General features: G+C 53.2%; 17 protein-coding genes. 11 read left to right on the top strand and 6 right to left on the bottom strand.

Features of this window, described 5'->3' with window-relative positions; all coding sequences use genetic code 11:
* Window positions 1–38: 38 nt before the first annotated feature.
* Window positions 39–1,208 carry a M20 aminoacylase family protein gene (locus tag ACI2J2_RS01485; protein ID WP_265556555.1) on the top strand — a complete coding sequence of 390 codons (1,170 nt, stop codon included), beginning with the start codon at window positions 39–41 and terminating at the stop codon, window positions 1,206–1,208.
* A gap of 36 nt (window positions 1,209–1,244) precedes the next feature.
* Complete coding sequence (locus ACI2J2_RS01480) at window positions 1,245–2,033, top strand: ABC transporter substrate-binding protein (RefSeq protein WP_209636021.1); 789 nt, start codon at window positions 1,245–1,247, stop codon at window positions 2,031–2,033.
* 62 nt (window positions 2,034–2,095) lie between these two features.
* On the opposite strand, the gene tmaR is transcribed toward ACI2J2_RS01480, so the two are convergent.
* The 3 genes from tmaR to ACI2J2_RS01465 all read right to left on the bottom strand — a co-directional run bounded on the left by tmaR (window position 2,096) and on the right by ACI2J2_RS01465 (window position 4,509).
* Entirely contained in the window at window positions 2,096–2,413 is a 318-nt protein-coding gene (gene tmaR, locus ACI2J2_RS01475) for a PTS system regulator TmaR (RefSeq protein WP_209636023.1), read from the bottom strand.
* A 161-nt stretch (window positions 2,414–2,574) separates the two neighbouring features.
* Window positions 2,575–3,642, bottom strand: coding sequence for an FUSC family protein (locus ACI2J2_RS01470; protein ID WP_265556557.1), 1,068 nt, complete (start codon window positions 3,640–3,642; stop codon window positions 2,575–2,577).
* A 99-nt stretch (window positions 3,643–3,741) separates the two neighbouring features.
* Window positions 3,742–4,509 carry an N-acetylmuramoyl-L-alanine amidase gene (locus tag ACI2J2_RS01465; RefSeq protein ID WP_404759252.1) on the bottom strand — a complete coding sequence of 256 codons (768 nt, stop codon included), beginning with the start codon at window positions 4,507–4,509 and terminating at the stop codon, window positions 3,742–3,744.
* Between the two features lie 215 nt (window positions 4,510–4,724).
* On the opposite strand from ACI2J2_RS01465, the gene ACI2J2_RS01460 reads away from it, so the two are divergent.
* Window positions 4,725–5,471, top strand: coding sequence for a helix-turn-helix transcriptional regulator (locus ACI2J2_RS01460; protein WP_209636028.1), 747 nt, complete (start codon window positions 4,725–4,727; stop codon window positions 5,469–5,471).
* 42 nt (window positions 5,472–5,513) lie between these two features.
* Here ACI2J2_RS01460 and ACI2J2_RS01455 read toward each other — a convergent pair whose 3' ends face one another.
* Window positions 5,514–6,623, bottom strand: a complete 1,110-nt coding sequence (locus ACI2J2_RS01455; RefSeq protein ID WP_130381403.1) for an SDR family oxidoreductase — start codon at window positions 6,621–6,623, stop codon at window positions 5,514–5,516.
* Window positions 6,624–6,880: 257 nt separating this feature from the next.
* Here ACI2J2_RS01455 and ACI2J2_RS01450 point away from each other — a divergent pair, with 257 nt between their 5' ends.
* The 3 genes from ACI2J2_RS01450 to sbcB all read left to right on the top strand — a co-directional run bounded on the left by ACI2J2_RS01450 (window position 6,881) and on the right by sbcB (window position 8,873).
* Complete coding sequence (locus ACI2J2_RS01450; RefSeq protein WP_209636030.1) at window positions 6,881–7,090, top strand: hypothetical protein; 210 nt, start codon at window positions 6,881–6,883, stop codon at window positions 7,088–7,090.
* 75 nt (window positions 7,091–7,165) lie between these two features.
* Complete coding sequence (locus tag ACI2J2_RS01445) at window positions 7,166–7,354, top strand: DNA polymerase III subunit theta (RefSeq protein ID WP_209636032.1); 189 nt, start codon at window positions 7,166–7,168, stop codon at window positions 7,352–7,354.
* Between the two features lie 91 nt (window positions 7,355–7,445).
* Window positions 7,446–8,873, top strand: coding sequence for an exodeoxyribonuclease I (sbcB, locus tag ACI2J2_RS01440; protein WP_404759251.1), 1,428 nt, complete (start codon window positions 7,446–7,448; stop codon window positions 8,871–8,873).
* Between the two features lie 126 nt (window positions 8,874–8,999).
* Here sbcB and ACI2J2_RS01435 read toward each other — a convergent pair whose 3' ends face one another.
* Together ACI2J2_RS01435 and ACI2J2_RS01430 are read right to left on the bottom strand one after the other, a co-directional pair.
* Window positions 9,000–10,367, bottom strand: a complete 1,368-nt coding sequence (locus tag ACI2J2_RS01435; protein ID WP_209636036.1) for an APC family permease — start codon at window positions 10,365–10,367, stop codon at window positions 9,000–9,002.
* Window positions 10,368–10,901: 534 nt separating this feature from the next.
* Window positions 10,902–12,320 carry a glutamine synthetase family protein gene (locus ACI2J2_RS01430; RefSeq protein WP_209636038.1) on the bottom strand — a complete coding sequence of 473 codons (1,419 nt, stop codon included), beginning with the start codon at window positions 12,318–12,320 and terminating at the stop codon, window positions 10,902–10,904.
* A gap of 394 nt (window positions 12,321–12,714) precedes the next feature.
* Here ACI2J2_RS01430 and puuR point away from each other — a divergent pair, with 394 nt between their 5' ends.
* The 5 genes from puuR (at window position 12,715) to ACI2J2_RS01405 (ending at window position 19,243) form a co-directional block, all read left to right on the top strand.
* Window positions 12,715–13,272 carry an HTH-type transcriptional regulator PuuR gene (puuR, locus tag ACI2J2_RS01425; protein ID WP_265556560.1) on the top strand — a complete coding sequence of 186 codons (558 nt, stop codon included), beginning with the start codon at window positions 12,715–12,717 and terminating at the stop codon, window positions 13,270–13,272.
* A gap of 205 nt (window positions 13,273–13,477) precedes the next feature.
* Entirely contained in the window at window positions 13,478–14,989 is a 1,512-nt protein-coding gene (locus ACI2J2_RS01420) for a sugar ABC transporter ATP-binding protein (RefSeq protein WP_404759250.1), read from the top strand.
* On the top strand, window positions 14,986–15,981 hold the full coding sequence (locus tag ACI2J2_RS01415; RefSeq protein ID WP_209636044.1) for an ABC transporter permease: 996 nt from the start codon (window positions 14,986–14,988) through the stop codon (window positions 15,979–15,981). Before ACI2J2_RS01420 ends, ACI2J2_RS01415 begins: the two co-directional genes overlap by 4 nt.
* Window positions 15,982–16,236: 255 nt before the next feature.
* Window positions 16,237–18,231 (top strand): ligand-gated channel protein, encoded by a 1,995-nt coding sequence (locus ACI2J2_RS01410; protein WP_404759249.1) that lies wholly within the window; start codon window positions 16,237–16,239, stop codon window positions 18,229–18,231.
* Between the two features lie 64 nt (window positions 18,232–18,295).
* Window positions 18,296–19,243 carry a siderophore ABC transporter substrate-binding protein gene (locus ACI2J2_RS01405; protein WP_209636048.1) on the top strand — a complete coding sequence of 316 codons (948 nt, stop codon included), beginning with the start codon at window positions 18,296–18,298 and terminating at the stop codon, window positions 19,241–19,243.
* Window positions 19,244–19,337: the final 94 nt, after the last annotated feature.

Genomic DNA, 19,337 nt, shown 5'->3' with positions numbered 1-19,337 from the left:
TTCGCGTCGGGGATTGAACATTCAATCGGGATGCCACAATGGAAAATTTGCTTATTTTACCTGAAATAGCCGCCGTTCAGCATGAAATGGTCGCTATCCGCCACCATATTCATGCGCACCCTGAATTGGGATTCAACGAGTTCGCTACGAGTGATTTGGTCGCAAAATTGCTGACCGAATGGGGCTATCAAGTCACACGCAACATAGGACAAACCGGGGTTGTCGCCACCCTTCAACGTGGCACAGGGAAAACTCTCGGTTTACGTGCCGATATGGACGCGCTGCCCATTGAGGAAACCAGCGGGTTGCCCTATACCAGCACCCACAGCGGCGTGATGCACGCCTGCGGTCATGATGGCCACACAACGATGTTGTTGGCGGCAGCGCGCTATCTGGCACAGCATTCTGACTTTACCGGTACTCTGCACCTGATTTTTCAACCGGCAGAAGAAGGCGGTGGCGGAGCCAGAGTGATGATGGAAGATGGCCTGTTTGAGCGCTTCCCTTGCGACGCGGTGTTTGCCATGCATAACGTACCCGGCTTCCCGGCGGGTCTACTCGGTTTTGCCAGTGGTCCTTTCATGTGCTCGGCCGATACGGTCAATATCATCCTGCACGGCCACGGTGGCCATGGTGCAGTCCCACAACACACGGTCGATCCGGTTGTGGTCTGCGCTGCCATTGTGATGAGCCTGCAAACCATCGTATCCCGCAATATAGACCCACAGGAAACGGCGATTATCACCGTAGGCGCGATCCAGGCAGGGCTTGCCAGCAATGTGATCCCCGCTACCGCCACCATGACGCTGAGCGTGCGCGCCCTGAATGCCGGGGTACGTCAACGCCTAGAAAACCGCATTATCGCGCTGGTTGAAGCGCAAGCTGCCAGCTTTGGTGCCCGTGCGGAGATTGACTATCAGCAGGGTTACCCTGTGCTGGTGAACCACGCAGCGGAAACCGATCTGGCGCGTGAAGTGGCACTGGACTGGGCGGGTGAACAGCAGTTGATCCCCTCGCTGCGGCCATTTACCGCCAGCGAAGACTTCGCCTTTATGCTGGAGCAATGCCCCGGCAGCTATATCTCGATTGGCAACGGTGAAAGTACGCCCGGCAATTCACTGCATAACGCCAGTTACGATTTCAACGACGCGTGCTTGCCGATCGGCGCGACGTATTGGGTCAAGTTGGTTGAACGCTTTTTGGCTTAATGCCCTTTTGAACACCACAACACTGAGGAAAATGAAATGAAAACAAAAAGTAGCCTGATTTTATTGCTGCCGCTGGCGTTGAGTTTCGCGGCCATTGGTGGGGAGTTCAGCGGCAAAGTCATTAAGCTGGGCGTCGACCCAACCTATCCACCGTTGGAATACAAGACGCCGCAGGGTGCTCTGACCGGATTCGGTGTCGACATTGCACAGGCAATGTGCGAGCAAATGCAGGCCAAATGCGTTTGGGTCGAAAGCAGTTGGGATGGGATGATCCCCGGATTACAGGCGAAAAAGTTCGATGCCATCGCCTCGTCAATGACCATTACGCCACAGCGCCAGGCACAAATTGCCTTCTCGGATAAAGTGTCCAATGCCCCAGCACGGTTAGTGGCCCGTAAAGGGAGCGATCTGCAACCTACCGCGGCTTCGCTAAAAGGTAAATCCATTGGCGTGCAACAGGGCTCCAGTCAGGAAACTTATGCCAACGCTCTATGGCGGCCAGCCGGGGTTAACGTGGTGTCCTACCAGAGCCAACAGGAGGCCAATGAAGATTTGGTCAACGGGCGCCTGGATGCGTCGCTGTTAGCCAGCGTCAGCGCCAGTGAGTTTTTCCATACGCCTGCCGGAAAGGATTTTGCCTTTACCGGTGCCGAGCTTAATGACAGCAAGTATTTCGGTATCGGCGACGGCATTGGGTTGCGTAAAGAAGATACCGCGTTGCTCAATGCGTTCAATGCCGCGCTCAAAGCGATCATTGCCAACGGCACCTACAAGAAAGTGAACGATAAATACTTTGATTTTGACGTATACGGTACAGCGCAATAACGGCGATTGGCGGGAAACAAAAAATAAAAGGGCCAGGCAAATGCCTGGCCCGATAAAAAGGGTTACTTCACTTCGCCCATAGCCTTCAGCTTTTTGGACAGCTCACGGCGTTCTTTAGACAGATCGGCATTTTTGATGATGTAGTCATCAACGCGATCTTCATAGTCGCTGCGCATGTTGCTAATGATGCCCTGAACATCTTCAATGCTCATGCCTGGTTTGATGTACTCACTCAGGTTGTCGAGCAGCAGCACACGCTTTTGGTTATCACGAACTTTCTTTTCGTTGTCGATAATTTCGCGTTGCAGCTTATTTTTACGGCGGAACATACGCACAAACTCCAGAACGTCCTGGAAACTCGGCTTATTTGCATTATCCATCTTCATACCCTTGCTTTAGTAATACACAGATTCATTTGCTTACGGCCACAATGATACCAAGATACAGGTTTGTGGCGGTCAGGCACAACACTCATCGCCCTATCTTACTCACTTTGCTGCCTGGACAAAAACCAGAAGCGCCCGCTTCATGATCTGACCCCCTATTCGCGCCCGGTAGCAGTACAGACCTTGAGCAGGTCGCCCAGTTCTTCCAACTGCTGCGTCAGTTCCATGCTCAGCCAAACATAACCGTAAATAGGTGCCTCGCCGTGTTGACTGACGCTCGCCTCCTGCATCAGGGTTTTCAGTTCGGCGGCGATTTCGCTCAGTTGCCCTGCCATTACGGATTGTTGCGTTTGCGGGCCGTTATGCATCATGTCTGCCAATGATTCAAGCGACCGCAGCGTCAGCAATTGTGCGCTGCGCAGCGTTTTCGCATTCAGCATAATAAAATGGGTTTCACGCGAGGCCCAATACGCGTCGGCCAGCAGTTCCAGAGTACAGACCAGATTGCGGCTCAGCGTTTGTACCGCTTCAAATACCGCCAGAGGGATATGGGTTTCTTTACTGCTGGGAACAATCAGGCCGCGCAATTTGACGACCTGATTCAAGAGATCTTTCAACTGAGGTTCCAGTCGCGGCCGTTCGATCATGTTCGGCGACAGATAAGCACCGTAGATTTTACTCGCGCTTTGCAAGCAATCCGCCATCTGCATACGCCACAGAATGTAGGCACGCTGTGGATAAATGCTGGTGAACAACAGCGCCAGCAACGAGCCAAAAATAACGTCCCCACTACGCCACAGCGCAGTATGCATGTCACCCGCCCCCGCGCCACACACCACCGCCAGTGTAATCCCCACCAACAGTGCCATATAGGGACGCTTACCGAGCGTCAGATAACCGCAGAAAAACATCACTACTCCGCACCACGCTAACATCAGCGGTAGCGAGTAAAGCTCAAGATACAGGGCAATCAGGCCCGAGGCCGCGCCAAACACCGTACCGGCGATACGCTGCAACGCGCGTTGCAACACATTTCCCCAGAACGAAATCGGCCCCATCACCACCACCAAGGTAATGAGCGGCCAGGTCCCTTCAGGGACGTCTAGCAAGCGAATCAGCAAGAAGGTCAGGATAAACGCCAGCCCAATGCGCACGCCGTGCACAATGCGGTAATGACGATAAGTCAAACGTTCAAACGACGATATTTTTCTGTCGAGGCGCACAATGCATCCCGTTATGAATGGCGAGAAAGTCCATTAGTTTAGCGGAGGAAGAGCAGCGGAGAAAAGGCGGATAAGGCGTCCCTCACCCGCAGTCAGTCCTTAAGCGGCATATTTATCCACCAACGCCTGCAAAATGGCGGCGGTTTCTACATCCATCACCCCATCATACTGCCGTTGACGGAAATGCAGCTGGAAGGCACGCACCAGTTGGCGATAACCTTCAGCGTCAACCGCTGCCGAGGTGTCGTAACCATATTTGGCGAACAGCGCCAACACATCAGACTGTGCAGGCAGACCATGACATTGATATGCATGCTGATGTCGCTGTTTCACCGCGTCGTCATACCAGGCGCCCACCCCGGCCTGATACAGCTGATGCCACGGGAACTGCGGGCCCGGATCGCTCTTTCGGCCCGGCGCGATATCGGAATGCGCCACCACGTTAACGGGGGTGATGTCCGGATAGCGCTGCAGGATGTTTTGCGCCAGTTGAGTCACCGCCGCAATTTGCTGCGGATTAAACGGTGGGAAACTAATGTCTTCACCATCGCCACTCGCCAGATTGACGATCTCAATGCCAATCGCCGTATCGTTGAGATTTGAACGATTACCCCATTGGCTTGCACCGGCATGCCAGGCTCGTTCATCTTCATCGACCAAGTTAAAAATGCGTACACCGCTGAAACCGGCCGCCTGATAGGTTTGATCTTCCGGATCAGGCACCAGGTAATGGGCGCTGACCGATTTACCTGTCAGTGACTGCACGGAATCGGCAAAATTCTGCGCCGTGTAATGCAGCACCAAAAAGCGTACCCGGTGGCCAAAGCTGGCTACCGAACGGTAGCTATTGTAATCAATACTGAACATCGTAGATTCCTTGTTAGTTAAACTCGCGTGCCTCTTTCACCGTAGGGAACAAAGATATTCGTCCCGCGTCACGCGGTCGCTGCATGCAGTGACCCTACAATGCCTTCGTGGCTCTTGTCCACCCCTTAATGTTTAGCTAATTGCTAAATTTAAAGCAAGATAAATTTAGCAAAAACGATATTTACCTTTTTGCTAAAGAATGCGATCATCCAAGGATGGAAACCAAAGAAATAAGACGCAATAATTTGCGCGAGCTGATGGCCAGCTACGCCCGACAGGGCATCAACCAGAACGATTTTGCCGTGCTGGTTGAATCCTCCTCGCCAACGCTCAGCCAGATTACCGGTGAAAAATCCTCCCGCAACCTTGGCGATAACCTCGCCAGGCGGATTGAGGCCAAGCTGGATCTGCCCAAAGGCTGGTTCGACGTTTTCCATGAAAAACAGCTGGTGCGCCCGTTCGATAACGTGGCGGCAGAATCGGATTTCCAACCTGCCCGCCTGAAGCCGGTAGTGTGGGAAGATACCGAACAGGACAAGGAAGAGTTTGTGGAAATTCCCCTGCTGGACATTAATTTTTCTGCCGGCGATGGCTGTTATGAAATTGTTGATCGTGAAGAGTTTTCACTGATTTTTCGTCGCTACTATCTGCACAAGATGGGGGTGGCGGTCAATGCGGCACGTATCATCCGCATTTCCGGCTCCAGCATGGAACCACGCCTGCAAGACGGCGACGTGGTGGGTATCAATACCGATGACACACGCATCCGCGAAGGCAAAACCTACGCGATTCGCCACGGTAATTTGCTGCGGGTAAAAGTGTTGATAGAACAGCCTGACGGCGGTGTCACTATTCGCTCCCTGAACCGGGAAGAATACCAGGACGAACACCTGAGTTATCCGCAGCGTAAAGACCAACTGGTGGTGTTGGGCCGCGTTTTCTGGTCGTCTTCGTCCTGGTAATGGGCGGGACACAATCGGGTGCCGCTTGGCGGCACCCTCCTGTTATTTGAAATCCACGACCATCTGCTGCTGGATAGACAAACCGCGGGTAGACTGCACGCAACGGGCGATGTAGTCGGTAAAGCGCGGCGGTTTAGGCATGCCCAGCTTGAGAATTTTGTCGTTGCTGAAACGCACGTTAAGCATGGCGAAAGATCCATACAAACGCATCGCCTTCAGCATCAGTCTTTCGTTGCACGGCCCGAAGATATCTTTCAGTTGCTTGCGCATTTTCAGCAGGGCTTCGTAACTGACCTGCGCGTAATGGTCGCCAAGCGGCGGTTTTTCCAACGCGGCAGCAATGGCGCGATCAATATCCGCGAAGCTGACGCTGCTCTCTTCACCGGCAGAAATATGATAAACGTCATTATCCAGCGTTTCGCTGTTCAGCAACATCACCATCGCATCAGCGCAGTAATCGACCGGGATAACGTCGATATTGTCCTGCAGTGAACACATGAATTTACGCAACATTAGCGCCATGCTGAACACCCAGAAAATACTGCTGGATGGCTGGCACCCTAAACGCGTGTGCCCAACAACGATAGAAGGACGTGCAATCACCAGCGGCAATTGCGGGCAGTGTTGACGCATTAACTGTTCAATCGTGGATTTAGAGCGGGTGTATTCCACCAGATGCTCAGCCGTTTCTTCAAACTCGCCACTTTCTGCCACCAGCGAGCCCGGTTCCGGGGCACACGACATTGCGGTACCCACATGCAGAAAACGTTTCAATCCCGGTACCTGCGCCATTCTTTCGGCAAAGGCCAGTGTACCTTCAACATTAACCTTCCAAATAAGCGGGTTATTGCCGAATGAAGCAACCGCGGCACAATTGATAACGTGCGTTACATTGTTAATACGTGTGTCCGCTAAAAAATTAGCAGGCTCACTTAAATCACCCAACAATATATTTTCTATCGTGATTTTGGAGAATAAATCGGATTCAATATTAAACTTCTCCATATTAATCCGAATACGTTCCAGCCCCTGCTGCGCATTTTCAGCTCGCACTAACAGAAGATAGTTAATTTCCTGATTTTCATTCAGTAATTTTTCGAGCACTGCACCACCGAGAAAGCCAGTAGCGCCGGTCAACAGCAGAGTTTTCATAATATGCACCCACATTGGCATTGAATGATGCTGATTGTATGCGGAGATAATTAAACAAATATTAAATGGAACTCAGTGGCAGCTGTTTATCTTTTCTTAATATTATCTTAAGGAATATTTTGAAACATCAGTGAGGCATTTGGTAACACATTAATAAAAAAGAAACCATAATAAATGCGGCCGTTGACGGGCCATTGATACAGGCTCTGATTTAATTTACTGGTGAGTATTATTACATTTTTTCATCAGGAGTATTTATGAGCTATAACCAAAAAGTTTGGTTGGGCATCCTGGTCCTGTGCAGTGTCTTCTGGCTGGCGGTGATCGGCGGTATTTTCTCGGTCCATGAAGCCTACGAGCGCACAAGCCTGCAAAGTCAGCAGGATTTCACAACGCGATACTCTCAGCATTATCATGGCACTGCAACAGCGAACCATAGCCTCCAGGCGCGAACGCCAACATCCTGATATGCCCCCCTGAATGGGTAGGGACAAGCACGCCTAACGATCTTATGATGCCCCTTGGTTCATAGGGAGAATAATATGGGTCGAAAGCTGGATCGCTTGCCTCAAGCAGAACGTGAGAAAATTGAAGCCGACTTGCTCGCGCTCAGCGTCATTTATAACGAACGTTATGGCATTGCCACCAATGCTGCCCATGCCGAAAAACAGGTGCCTGATTATTTACGTTCCTACTTTCATCTGCGCCTAAGCTACTACCGCAGTGCGTAATACCGCGCATTTCAGTGATTAACGCTAACGACTCGTACGTCTCGCCGTTACAATAGGAAGATATTCCCAACGCCACGTGAGAGATGCGATTTTGAGCAGCAAGGCACCGGCCACATTCTATATTCACGACTACGAGACCTTCGGTAAAAGCCCATCCATGGACCGCCCGGCGCAGTTTGCCGGTGTGCGTACCGATATGGATTTCAATATCATCGAAGAGCCACTGGTCATCTATTGCACCCCGGCCGACGACTACTTGCCCGATCCTGAAGCGGTGATGATCACCGGTATCACGCCGCAATTGGCACTGGCTAAAGGTGTCAACGAAGCCGAGTTCGCACACCAGATCCATCAGGCATTCAGTGTGCCTGGCACCTGCATTCTGGGTTACAACAATATCCGCTTCGATGATGAAGTGAGCCGTAATATCTTCTACCGCAGCTTTTACGATCCCTACGCTTACAGCTGGCAAAACGGCAATTCCCGCTGGGATCTGCTCGACGTGATGCGTGCCTGCTATGCGCTGCGCCCGGACGGTATCGTCTGGCCGGAAAACGAAGATGGGTTCCCCAGTTTCCGTTTGGAACACCTGACTCGCGCCAACGGCGTCGAACACGAACACGCTCATGACGCCATGTCGGATGTTTACGCGACCATCGCCATGGCCAAGTTGGTCAAACAAGCGCAACCCCGGCTGTTTGACTTCCTGCTGCAACACCGCAACAAGCATAAGCTCAATGCCCTGATCGATATCGCAGAAATGACGCCGTTGGTGCACGTTTCCGGTATGTTCGGCGCTGCACGTGGCAATACCAGCTGGGTATCGCCGCTGGCCTGGCACCCTGATAACAAAAATGCGGTCATCATGTGTGATTTAGCCGGTGATATGTCGCCACTGCTCACGCTGAGCGCCGACGAATTGCGCGAACGGCTGTATACCCGCAGAGACGAGCTGGCACCTGACCAATCACCGGTGCCAATCAAGCTGGTTCATATCAACAAATGCCCGGTACTGGCACCCGCCAAGACCCTATTGCCGGAAAACGCGGAACGCTTGGGGATCGATCGCCAAGCCTGCCTGCAAAATCTGCAGCTGCTGCGCCAGCACCCGCAGGTGCGCGAAAAAGTGGTGGCGTTATTCGCTGAAGCCGAACCTTTTAAAGGCTCTGATGACGTCGACGCCCGGCTGTACGACGGTTTCTTCAGCGATGCTGATAAAGCAGCAATGAAGATTATCCAGCAAACCAAACCGCAAAACTTGCCGGCACTGGATCTGACCTTCAACGATGACCGCATGAAGGAACTGCTGTTCCGTTTCCGGGCCCGCAACTACCCCAACACGCTGGATGACAGCGAGCAACGCCGCTGGTTACAGCATCGTCAGGAAGTTCTGAGCGCTGAACGGGTACAGAGTTACGTACTGCAACTCGAGTCGTTGTATAACTTGTACGAAGGCGATAAAGAAAAGACCGCGCTGCTGAAAGCGCTGTTTGAGTACGGTAAAGAATTGGTAGGCTAACAGAAAAACGTAGGGCGCTAAAAGCGCCCTACGACTTAATGGCAGAGGCGCTGTATGCCGCGCCCAATGACATCATCAAAGCATTAAATCGCGGGCCGAACCTGTTCGGCCCCGACCTGTTAAGGCTTATGCAACGTCTTCGCTAGCCTGTGGAACCGGCAGACGGAAGCTGCGGGTGACGAAGGCCAGATAAATCAGACCAATCGCGGCCCAAACCAGGCCCAGCGTCATCGAACTGGCTTCCAGGTTGATCCACAGTGCACCAACAGTTAACGCCCCCAATACCGGCAGAATCAGATAGTTAAAGGTATCTTTAACGGTACGGTTCATCTTGTCGCGAATATAGAACTGCGAGATTACCGACAGGTTCACAAAGGTGAACGCCACCAGCGCACCGAAGTTAATCAATGCCGTCGCCGTAACCAGATCGAACGACACCGCAGACAAGGCAATCACACCAACCAGCAGTACGTTCAATGCCGGGGTACGCCATTTCGGGTGCACATAACCAAAGAAACGCTCTGGGAATACACCGTCACGGCCCATCACGTACATCAGACGCGAAACACCGGCGTGCGACGCCATACCTGAAGCCAGTACGGTCACGCAAGAGAACACCAGGATCACCGACTGGAAGAACTTACCGGCGACGTACAGCATGATTTCCGGTTGGGACGCATCAGGATCTTTAAAGCGCGAGATGTCCGGGAAGTACAACTGCACGAAGTAGGACACCACGATAAAGATGATGCCGCCGATCAGCGCCGTCAGGAAGATCGCTTTCGGGATCACGTTCTCTGCATCTTTGGTTTCCTCGGACAGCGAGCTGATGCCGTCAAAACCGAGGAACGAGAAGCACAAAATAGTCGCACCGGTAATCATCGGCACTACATGCGCATTCTCAGACCAGAATGGGCGGCTGCTAACCAGCGTACCTGCCCCTTCGCCATGCGAAAGGCCATTAACCACCAGGAACAGGAACACGATCATGATAGCCACCTGCACCACCACGATAATGGAGTTCAGGTTTGCCACCAGCTTAATGCCGCGCAGGTTAAAGAGCGTCATCAGCGCGACCAGCGCCGCCACGAAGATCCACGAAGGCACGCCCGGGAAGATAGCTTCCAGGTAAATTTTGGCCAACAGGATGTTGATCATCGGCATGAACAGGTAGTCCAGCAACGATGACCAGCCCACCATAAAGCCAACGTGCGGGCTAATGGCCTTCTGGGCGTAGGTGTAGGCAGAACCGGCGGACGGGAATTTCCGTACCAGTTTGCCGTAGCTCAATGCGGTAAACAGCACCGCCAGCAGAGCAAAGGCGTACGCAGTGGCGACGTGACCATCGGTCAGGCCGGATACGATGCCAAAGGTATCGAAGATGGTCATTGGCTGCAGGTAAGCCAGCCCCATCATCACTACCGGAACTAAAGTCAGGGTTTTACGCAGCTGTGCGCGTGGCGCCGGAATGGTGCTGGAGATGTTATCGGACATTGCGCAGCCCCCCCTTACCTTCTGCCTTGCGGAGCGTAGACACGCCAAGACTTAAGGTTGCGGGGAAACTTCGCAACGTGCGACTGAATTCAAAAAGAAGGGGATTGGAAGCTGGATAACGAGTCAAGGCTGCCTTGGCTGCTCCATAATCGCTGCGACCACAGCGGAAACCGGCGGGCACCGGTGCTAAAGTGAAAAATTGCCCCATCTTTCTTATCCTCATGAGTCACGACCATAAAGTTTTGTTTGATCGCGCACGAAACTATTTATCTATCCGGATCGGTGTCCGGCCTCGCTTGGTGTATGAAACGCACAGTTTGTAAAACACAAATGCAAAAAAAATAACCGACGCGTTAAAACGTCGGCTATCTGCATTAGAGATATTTTGCACCAGAAACCCTCCTGATGACAAGATCAGGAAGGCATCTTAAGTAAATTCTTTTCGCGATTGTTCGGAAAACCGCCCTTACGGTTGAATTAATCCGCAATCCTCACCGTCACTTACTCCGTTATTGCCGCTTAGTTTACGCCCCCTCAGGCATTTTTCAACATCCAGTCGATCTCTGTTTCCGTCACTAAGCGCTCAAACTGCATCAATTCATCCATCTTGCAGGCATGATAAACATGCGCAAAACGTTCTCCCAGGTACTGCGTCAGCGCTTGCTGATGCTCAAATTCGTATAGCGCATCGCTTTGACGGATGGGGAACGGTAACCCTTCTTGCTCGAGCCCATTACCGGTCACGGGTTCAGGCAACGGCAGCGCATTGTCCAACCCATACAAAATCCCGGAGAGGATCGCCGCAACCACCAGATAGGGATTGGCATCCGCGCCTGCGACACGGTACTCCACCCGATGGTTCTCGGGCTCACCGCAGGGAATACGCAGCGCAACGGTGCGATTGTTGTGCCCCCAGGAGGCTTGTGTGGGGACATACATGCCCGGCTGGAAACGACGGAAAGCATTAACATTGGGGGCTAACAGTGCCATTGAAGCCGGCATTAAGGTGATCATACCCGCCAGCGCACGGTGCAGTAACGCAGAGTCTTCGCCGTCTGCTTGGGCGAACAGGTTGTTACCGTTACCGTCGAGCATGCTGATATGCACATGCATGCCGCTACCGGCGTATTCTTCATAAGGTTTGGCCATAAAGGTCGCGTGCAGATGGTGATTTTCCGCCACCATCCGTACCAGGCGTTTTAGCCCCAGCGCATGATCACAAGCCAGCAGCACGTTATCGGTATGCTTTAGGTTGACCTCAAACTGGCCAGGCGACGCCTCTGCCACCGCACCGTCCGCCGGTAGCCCCTGCATCTGAGCCAGGCTATCGATGTCGTTCAGCACTTCAGCAAAATGATTCAGGTTATCCAGCGAGTATACCTGGCTTTGCACGTTGCGCTCCTGGGTACCGGGTGCGCAAGGAGGTTGTAGGTAGCCTTCAGAATCTCGCTGTCGATCAATGAGATAGAACTCCAACTCTACCGCTACCACCGGGAACATGCCTCGCTGGCGCAACGCCTGCCACACTCGGTTCAGAACATTGCGGGGTTCAACGTCAAAGGGAGTACCATCTTCATCCAGCATGGTCAGCAATACCTGACCGATATTATCCGGGTCCGCCGCTGACGGCGTCAACGAACCAAGCACCGGCATGCAGACACGGTCCGGCTCCCCCAACTCTTGGCCCAGGCCAGCCTCTTCCACCACATTGCCCAAAATATCCATAGCGAATACCGAGGCGGGGAAGTAACTGCCTTTTTCCAATTTTTTCAGTCCGGAGACGGGAATGCGTTTACCGCGGAAGGAACCATTCAGATCAGTGAGTAGGATATCGATATACTGCGTTGAGGGGTGGCGTTCCAAATAGTGAGCAACTTCACGTTGGAACGCGCTACTTCGCCTCTCTTCATTGTGCTGTGCAAAATTTTCAACTGCTGCGATATTGGTTTGCATACATCACCCGCCATTATGCTCTGAGGACGCTGTGGCGCCCGCCTGCCGATAGGTTCAACACATGGTCTGATTTCTCTGTAGACTGCGCCAGAACCGGCGCTCAAAATAACATCCATAATATGAAACATAGCTTTAACACAAATGGTTTGCAAATGTTACAATGCTGTTTGATTATTCGCCACCGACTGCTAAATTGATAAAATATTGACCGAAAAGGCGTTAACTGCCTTTTTATGTGCAGAATTTCGTCCGCCGAAACAGGGGGGATCATGGGCAATATATTTTCCAATTCCGTCGCAACTACCGATATCATGCTATGCCGATATCACTCAGACAGGCACCTGACTCCGATATTCATTTCTGCCTGTCGTTCCTACCAGAAGGAAGTACCGCTATGAGCGAAGTCAGCTTGGCGCCAGGTAAGCGCCTGTCACAGATCCGTCTGCAATTGGGTTTGTCGCAGCGCCGAGTCGCCGAACTGTCCGGGTTAACCCACAGCGCAATCAGCACCATCGAACAGGACAAAGTCAGCCCGGCTATCAGCACACTGCAAAAACTGCTAAAGGTCTATGGTTTGTCGTTGTCCGCGTTCTTTGCCGAACCTGAAGCCGCTAATGAACCCAAAGTGGTGATCGACGCCGAAGATTTGATCGAGATCGGTAGCCAAGGCGTGTCAATGAAGCTGGTGCACAACGGCAACCCAACGCGCAATTTGGCGATGATGCTGGAAACCTATCAGCCGGGCACCACCACCGGTGAGAAGATAAAGCATCAGGGTGAGGAGATCGGCACGCTGCTGGAAGGTGAAATCATGCTCACCATTAATGGCCAGACCCACTGCCTGACTGCTGGGCAGAGTTATGCCATCAACACCGGTATTCCCCACAGTTTCAGCAATACCTCTGCACGCGTCTGTCGTATCGTCAGCGCACATACGCCGACGACGTTCTGATAAAAGCCGGATAAGGGCGTTGCGTTGCCCGTGATCTCGTTTGTATCGCGTCCCGTTCAGTGATGTCTCTTGCGCTGAACGGGCCCCCTCTCGACAAAAAATCATTTTCGTCTCAGTTATGCCATTTAGTTTGTTGCGAGAAGCGCAATCTGTGTTACAAAAGACTATCTTTAGCCATCTAAACACCTAAACGTCTTTAATCACTATGCCAACCACTACGCCCTCACGCCTCGAGATGCGCAATATCTCGATCGCCTTTGCCGGATTCAACGCGCTGCAAAACGTCGACTTTACCTTACTGGGTGGTTCTACCCATGCGTTGGTCGGGGCTAATGGTGCGGGGAAATCCACACTGATGGCGATCCTGTCCGGTGCACATGATCATTACCGCGGAGAGATCTTTATCGACGGCCAAAAAGTGGATATTCATTCGCCACTGCAGGCACGCCAATATGGGATCCACGTGGTGCAGCAAGAAGTGGATGTGGCACTGATCCCCACGCTGTCAGTGGCGGAAAACATCATGCTCGATTGGCTTAATGAACCGGGCCATCTGCTCAATTGGCCACAGCTGTACCGGCAGGCAGCGCAGTTACTGGCCCAGTTGGATGTGAACATCAACCTGCGCCAGCGTTTGGCCGACTGTACGCTGGCGGAAAAACAGCAAGTGCTGCTGGCACGCGCACTGTCACACCGCTGCCGTTTCCTGGTGCTGGATGAACCCACCGCCCCGCTCGATCGCGCCGAGAGCGAACGCCTGTTCCGCGTTGTGCGCCGCCTCCAGTCGGAGGGTATCGGCATCGTCTTTATTTCACACCGCATTCACGAACTGAGTGAAATCTGCGATCGCTTAACGGTGCTGCGTGATGGCCGCCATGTCAGTGACGATGCCATGCAAGGCCTGAGTGGCGAGCAGATTGTTGAGAAAATGCTTGGTCACCGGTTGGACGATATCTTCCCGCCACGTCGCCCACCGCACGGATCTCGCCCGTTATTGCAGGTAGAAAACCTGCACGATCGCCATAAACTGCGCGACATCACGCTGCAACTGCATCAAGGGGAAATCCTCGGTATCGCCGGGTTAGCCGGCGCAGGTAAAACGGAGCTGTGCAAAGCACTGTTTGGGGCCTCCCCATCCCGCCTTGAGCGCGGAGAACTGCTGGGCAAACCCTGGGCTCCGCGCGCTCCGCACCTCAGCGTTGAACAAGGGCTGGCACTGGTGCCGGAAGAGCGGCGTAAAGAAGGCATTTTTATCGATGAGGCTATCCCGATGAACCTGAGCGTCAGCGCCGACGACAGCTTCTCACGCTGGAGTCTGTTCAGTCGCCGTCAGGAACTGCGCTGGGCGCGGGATATCATGCAACGCCTGAACATTCGTGCTTCTGGCCCTCAACAACGGCTGACAAGGCTGTCCGGCGGCAACCAACAAAAAGTGGCCATTGGCAAATGGCTACGCGGTGATGCCAGCGTGCTGATATTTGATGAGCCGACCAAGGGCGTGGATATCAAGGCCAAACAAGAGCTTTTCACCCTGATCGACAGCCTGGCACGCGAGGGGAAAGGCATTATCTATGCCTCCGGCGAATTCTCGGAGCTGGTCGGCCTATGCGATCGCATCTGCGTGCTATGGGATGGGCGAGTCGTGGCGGAACTGAATGCCGCCGATATTGATGAAGAAACCTTATTACTGTATTCCACCGGAGGAACCCCAGCGTGAGTAAAGAATTATCCCTGCAGAATGCGCAACCCTGGCGCCATCAGCTGTTTGAGTTTCTCTACAAATGGGGGATGTTACTCACCGTTGTTGCGTTGATCGCCCTGTTTGGGCTGGCATCGGACAACTTCCTCGATCCGAACAACATCATCAACATTCTGCGCTCAATCGCCATCGTTACGGTGATCGCTATCGGCGTGTCCATCTCGCTTTCGGTGGGCGGCTTCGACCTTTCCGTCGGCTCCACCGCTTCACTCGCTAATGCCCTGGTGGTTTCACTGTTCGTCTGGTACGGCTTCGGCACGACCGGGGCGATTGTGCTGACACTACTGATTTGTACGCTGGTTGGCCTGTTCAACGCCTTCCTGATCGTCGTATTGAAAATTCCCGACATGCTGGCGACGCTAGCCAGCCTGTTCGTGATCCAGGGCGTGGCCATGACCTACAGCTACGGCGGGTCAATCACCCAAAACATGCTGCTGCCGAACGGTGATATGGCTGAAGGCCTGATCCCGGACATTTTCTCCTCCCTGGGCCAGGTACCGGTGATCGTGTTGATCATGCTGGCGGTGACCATCGTGGTACAGCTTTTTCTGTCGCTGACCAAGCATGGCCGTCGCATGTACGCTATCGGCGGTAATCCGGAGGCCGCGCGTCTTTCTGGCATTCGCACCGTGCGTTACAGGGTTGCTGCCTACGTCATTTCAGCCCTGCTGGCCTCGCTTGGCGGCATATTGTTGGCGTCACGTATCGGATCTTCACAGGTGAACGCCGGCGGCGGTTATCTGATGGATGCGGTTGCCGCTGCCTATATTGGTTTCTCGCTGGCAGGCTCCGGCAAACCCAACGCGCTCGGCACATTGGTAGGGGCAGTGATCCTCGGCGTGTTGCAAAACGGCCTAGTGATGCTTTCCGTGCCCTACTATGCCATGGACATTATCAAAGGTCTGGTATTGGCCCTGGCGTTAGCGATTACCTATATCCAGAAACGCTGATGGCTCCACCGGCGCATACCTTGCTGCGCCGGTTTTCCCTTTAATTCATACGGTTAATGTTTCCCTCCTCTCGCAAACATACAAATGATACGAATTATCATTTGCGTTTACATTCTGTATAAAATCCTTACAATGGCCTGACGAAATACTGACGGAACGACGATCCTCGCAACGACGGGGCACGTTTCTACTTATTATTCAAACCGTTAAAACGACACTTTGTCGCTTTACATCAGACCAGGAAAGGTTTGCCTCATGGAAAAGCCACGTTATAACCAGCTCACTGCACTGATTATTGCCACAATCACCAGCGCCAGCGCTTTCGCTGCGCAACAAGACGCTCAGGACACCATGGTGGTGACCGCTTCCGGTTTCCAACAGAAAATCCAGGACTCCCCCGCGTCTATTTCTGTGATCCCACGTCAACAAATTGAAGACAAAGCCTACCGTGATATTACCGACGCGTTGAAAGACGTGCCGGGCGTGGTGGTGGTCGGCGGCGCCAGCAGCAGCGATATCAGTATCCGCGGCATGGCCCCCAAATACACCCTGATCCTGGTCGACGGCAAACGTGTTGACACCCGTGGCACCCGTCCCAACAGCGATAACGCTGGCATCGAACAGGGCTGGCTACCGCCAATGGAAGCCATTGAACGCATTGAAGTGGTACGCGGACCTATGTCTTCACTGTATGGCTCTGATGCGATGGGTGGCGTGATCAACGTGATCACCCGCAAAACCTCCAATACTCAAGGCTGGAAAGGTTCACTGCACGGCGATTCCACCTTCCAGGAAAACAGCAATTCCGGCGATTTGTTCCAGACCAATGCCTATGCCTCCGGCCCGCTGATTGACGGTTTGCTGGGGCTGCGGGTCAATGGTCTGCTGTCACGCCGCGCCGAGGATAAAATCGTCAATGGCTTCAATGAACAGCGCATGCGCAGCGGTACCGCGGTATTCAGCCTGACGCCAAACGAACAGAACGATTTTGATTTTGAAATTGGCCGCTCTTTGCAAGATCGTAACAGTACGCCTGGTAAATCCATGGCGACCGAAAACTGCCGCAATAAAAAATGTACGCCTAACCGTGCCAGTGACAGCCTTTACACCCGAACCAACTACGCTGTAACCCACAACGGCTATTATGACTTCGGCAATACCACCAGCTACATTCAACGCGAAGAAACCAATAACCCAGGCCGTAATATGAAGATGTATAACACCATCTTCAACACCCAAAACCAGTTCGAACTGGGCGCTCACATGTTGAACATCGGCGGTCAGTACCGTTACGAAAAATTGAGTGACGGTGGCAACCAGATGGAAGCGGCAGATAAGTTGAACAAACTGACGCGCTGGAGCTGGGCGCTGTTTGCCGAAGACGAATGGGCGATGACCAACGACTTCAGCCTGACCAGCGGTATCCGTATGGATCAGGACCAGAACTACGGCAATCACTGGACGCCACGCATGTACGGCGTCTGGCACCTGACTGAACAGTTTACCTTGAAAGGCGGCGTTTCCGCCGGCTATCGCTCACCGGATCTGCGTCAATCCTCCGCCGGTTGGGGGCAAATCACCGGCGGTGGCCGCACATCAATCATTATCGGTAACCCGGATCTGAAGCCAGAAAAGAGCCTGAGCGAAGAAATCGGTATCATGTGGGATAACCTGCAGGGCCTGAACGCCAGCGTCACCCTGTTTAACACCGACTTCAAAGATAAAATCACCGAAGTCCGTCGCTGCGACAGCGGTGATGGCGACGCACAGTGTATGATCGGCAACACGCCGTATTACTTTATCAGCGACCGTACTAACGTCGATAAAGCCAATATGCGCGGCGTGGAAACCACTTTCGGGTGGGAAATCACCAAAGACTGGCAGTTGACCACCAACTATACCTACACAACCTCTGAACAGAAGAGTGGGGATTTCCAGGGCAAACCGCTAAACCAGATGCCGAAGCATATGATTAACAGCGTATTGGACTGGCAGGCCACTCACGACGTCAGCCTGTGGTCCCGCGTTAACTTCCGCAGCAAGACTTCAGACTATATGAGCCGTTCGTCGATGGCTAAAAGCACACCGTCTTACACCTTTGTTGACGCCGGCCTCAGCTACCAGGCGAATAAAGACCTGATGGTCACCGGTGGGGTGTACAACATCCTCGACAAGACTGTCGATTATGATAACTACGGCACCACGCTCGATGGCCGCCGTTACACCGTCGGCATGACCTACAACTTCTAATGCCACACAGGGCGCGCACTCACACTGCGCGCCCTTTTTGTCACCTCTACCCAAGGAAGCCACAATGACTTTACGTCGTTCCCCTCTGGTTATCGCCTTGCTGGCCTGCATGGCGTTGGCAGGCTGTACCAACAAAACCCGCACCGCAGCCCCCGATGCCCCGGCGACGGTCAGTTTTCAACACCTTAACGGTACCACCGACGTGAAAAAGCACCCTCAGCGCGTGGTCGTTCTGGACTATGCGTCGCTGGAAACACTGCAGCTGCTGGGTGTCGAACCACTGGCACTGCCGGGCAACCGCACCATGCTGCCGGACAGCCTAAAGCAGTACCAAGATGCCAAATACCTCAACGCCGGTACGCTGTTTGAACCAGACATGGCTACGCTACGTGCGGCCAAACCGGACCTGATCCTGATTGCCGGTCGCTCTTCCAAGGCGTATGCCGAACTCAGTGGCATCGCGCCGACGTTAAATATGGCGGTTGATCCACAAGATCAACTGGGTAGCCTGAAGCAACGCACACTGCAATTGGGTGAACTGTTCGATAAACAGCAGCAAGCGCAAGCCGCCGTCGACAAACTGGACGCCGAAATAGCAGCAATCAAGCCGCAGGTAGCCAAAGCCGGGCGTGGTCTGGTGGTACTGTTCTCCGGCGGGAAGATCAGCGCTTATGCGCCGAAAAGCCGCTTCAGCTTCACCTATGATGCCCTTGGGTTCAAATCAGCATTACAAAGCGAAAATCCCGATGTGCGTGGCAACAAACTGACCCCCGAGCAGGTTGCTAAGTTGAATCCAGACTGGTTATTTATCATCGACCGTGACGCGGCAACCGGCCGTCCGAACGCCGTTGCGCCACAGAAGATACTCACCGGCACGGCACTGAAAAACACCGTTGCGGTCAAGAAAGGCCAGGTGGTGTATTTACCGGCAGCTGAGGTGTATCTGTCAGGTGGCATTATCACTAGCCAACATATCGTCGAACGCGTCGCTGACGCGCTGAATAAGAAGTAAATAAACAGGCGCGGTGATACCGCATTACCGTTCGCTTAAGGTGTTCTTTAACGAGTTCAACGTTCTTTTCGGTCGATAAGCGCGCGAAGCACCA

The sequence above is a fragment of the Serratia sp. NPDC087055 genome (assembly GCF_044900985.1).
Classification (GTDB): Bacteria; Pseudomonadota; Gammaproteobacteria; order Enterobacterales; family Enterobacteriaceae; genus Serratia.
The sequence above is the reverse complement of the archived record's forward strand: the minus strand, read 5'-3'. Positions and strand labels throughout refer to the sequence as shown.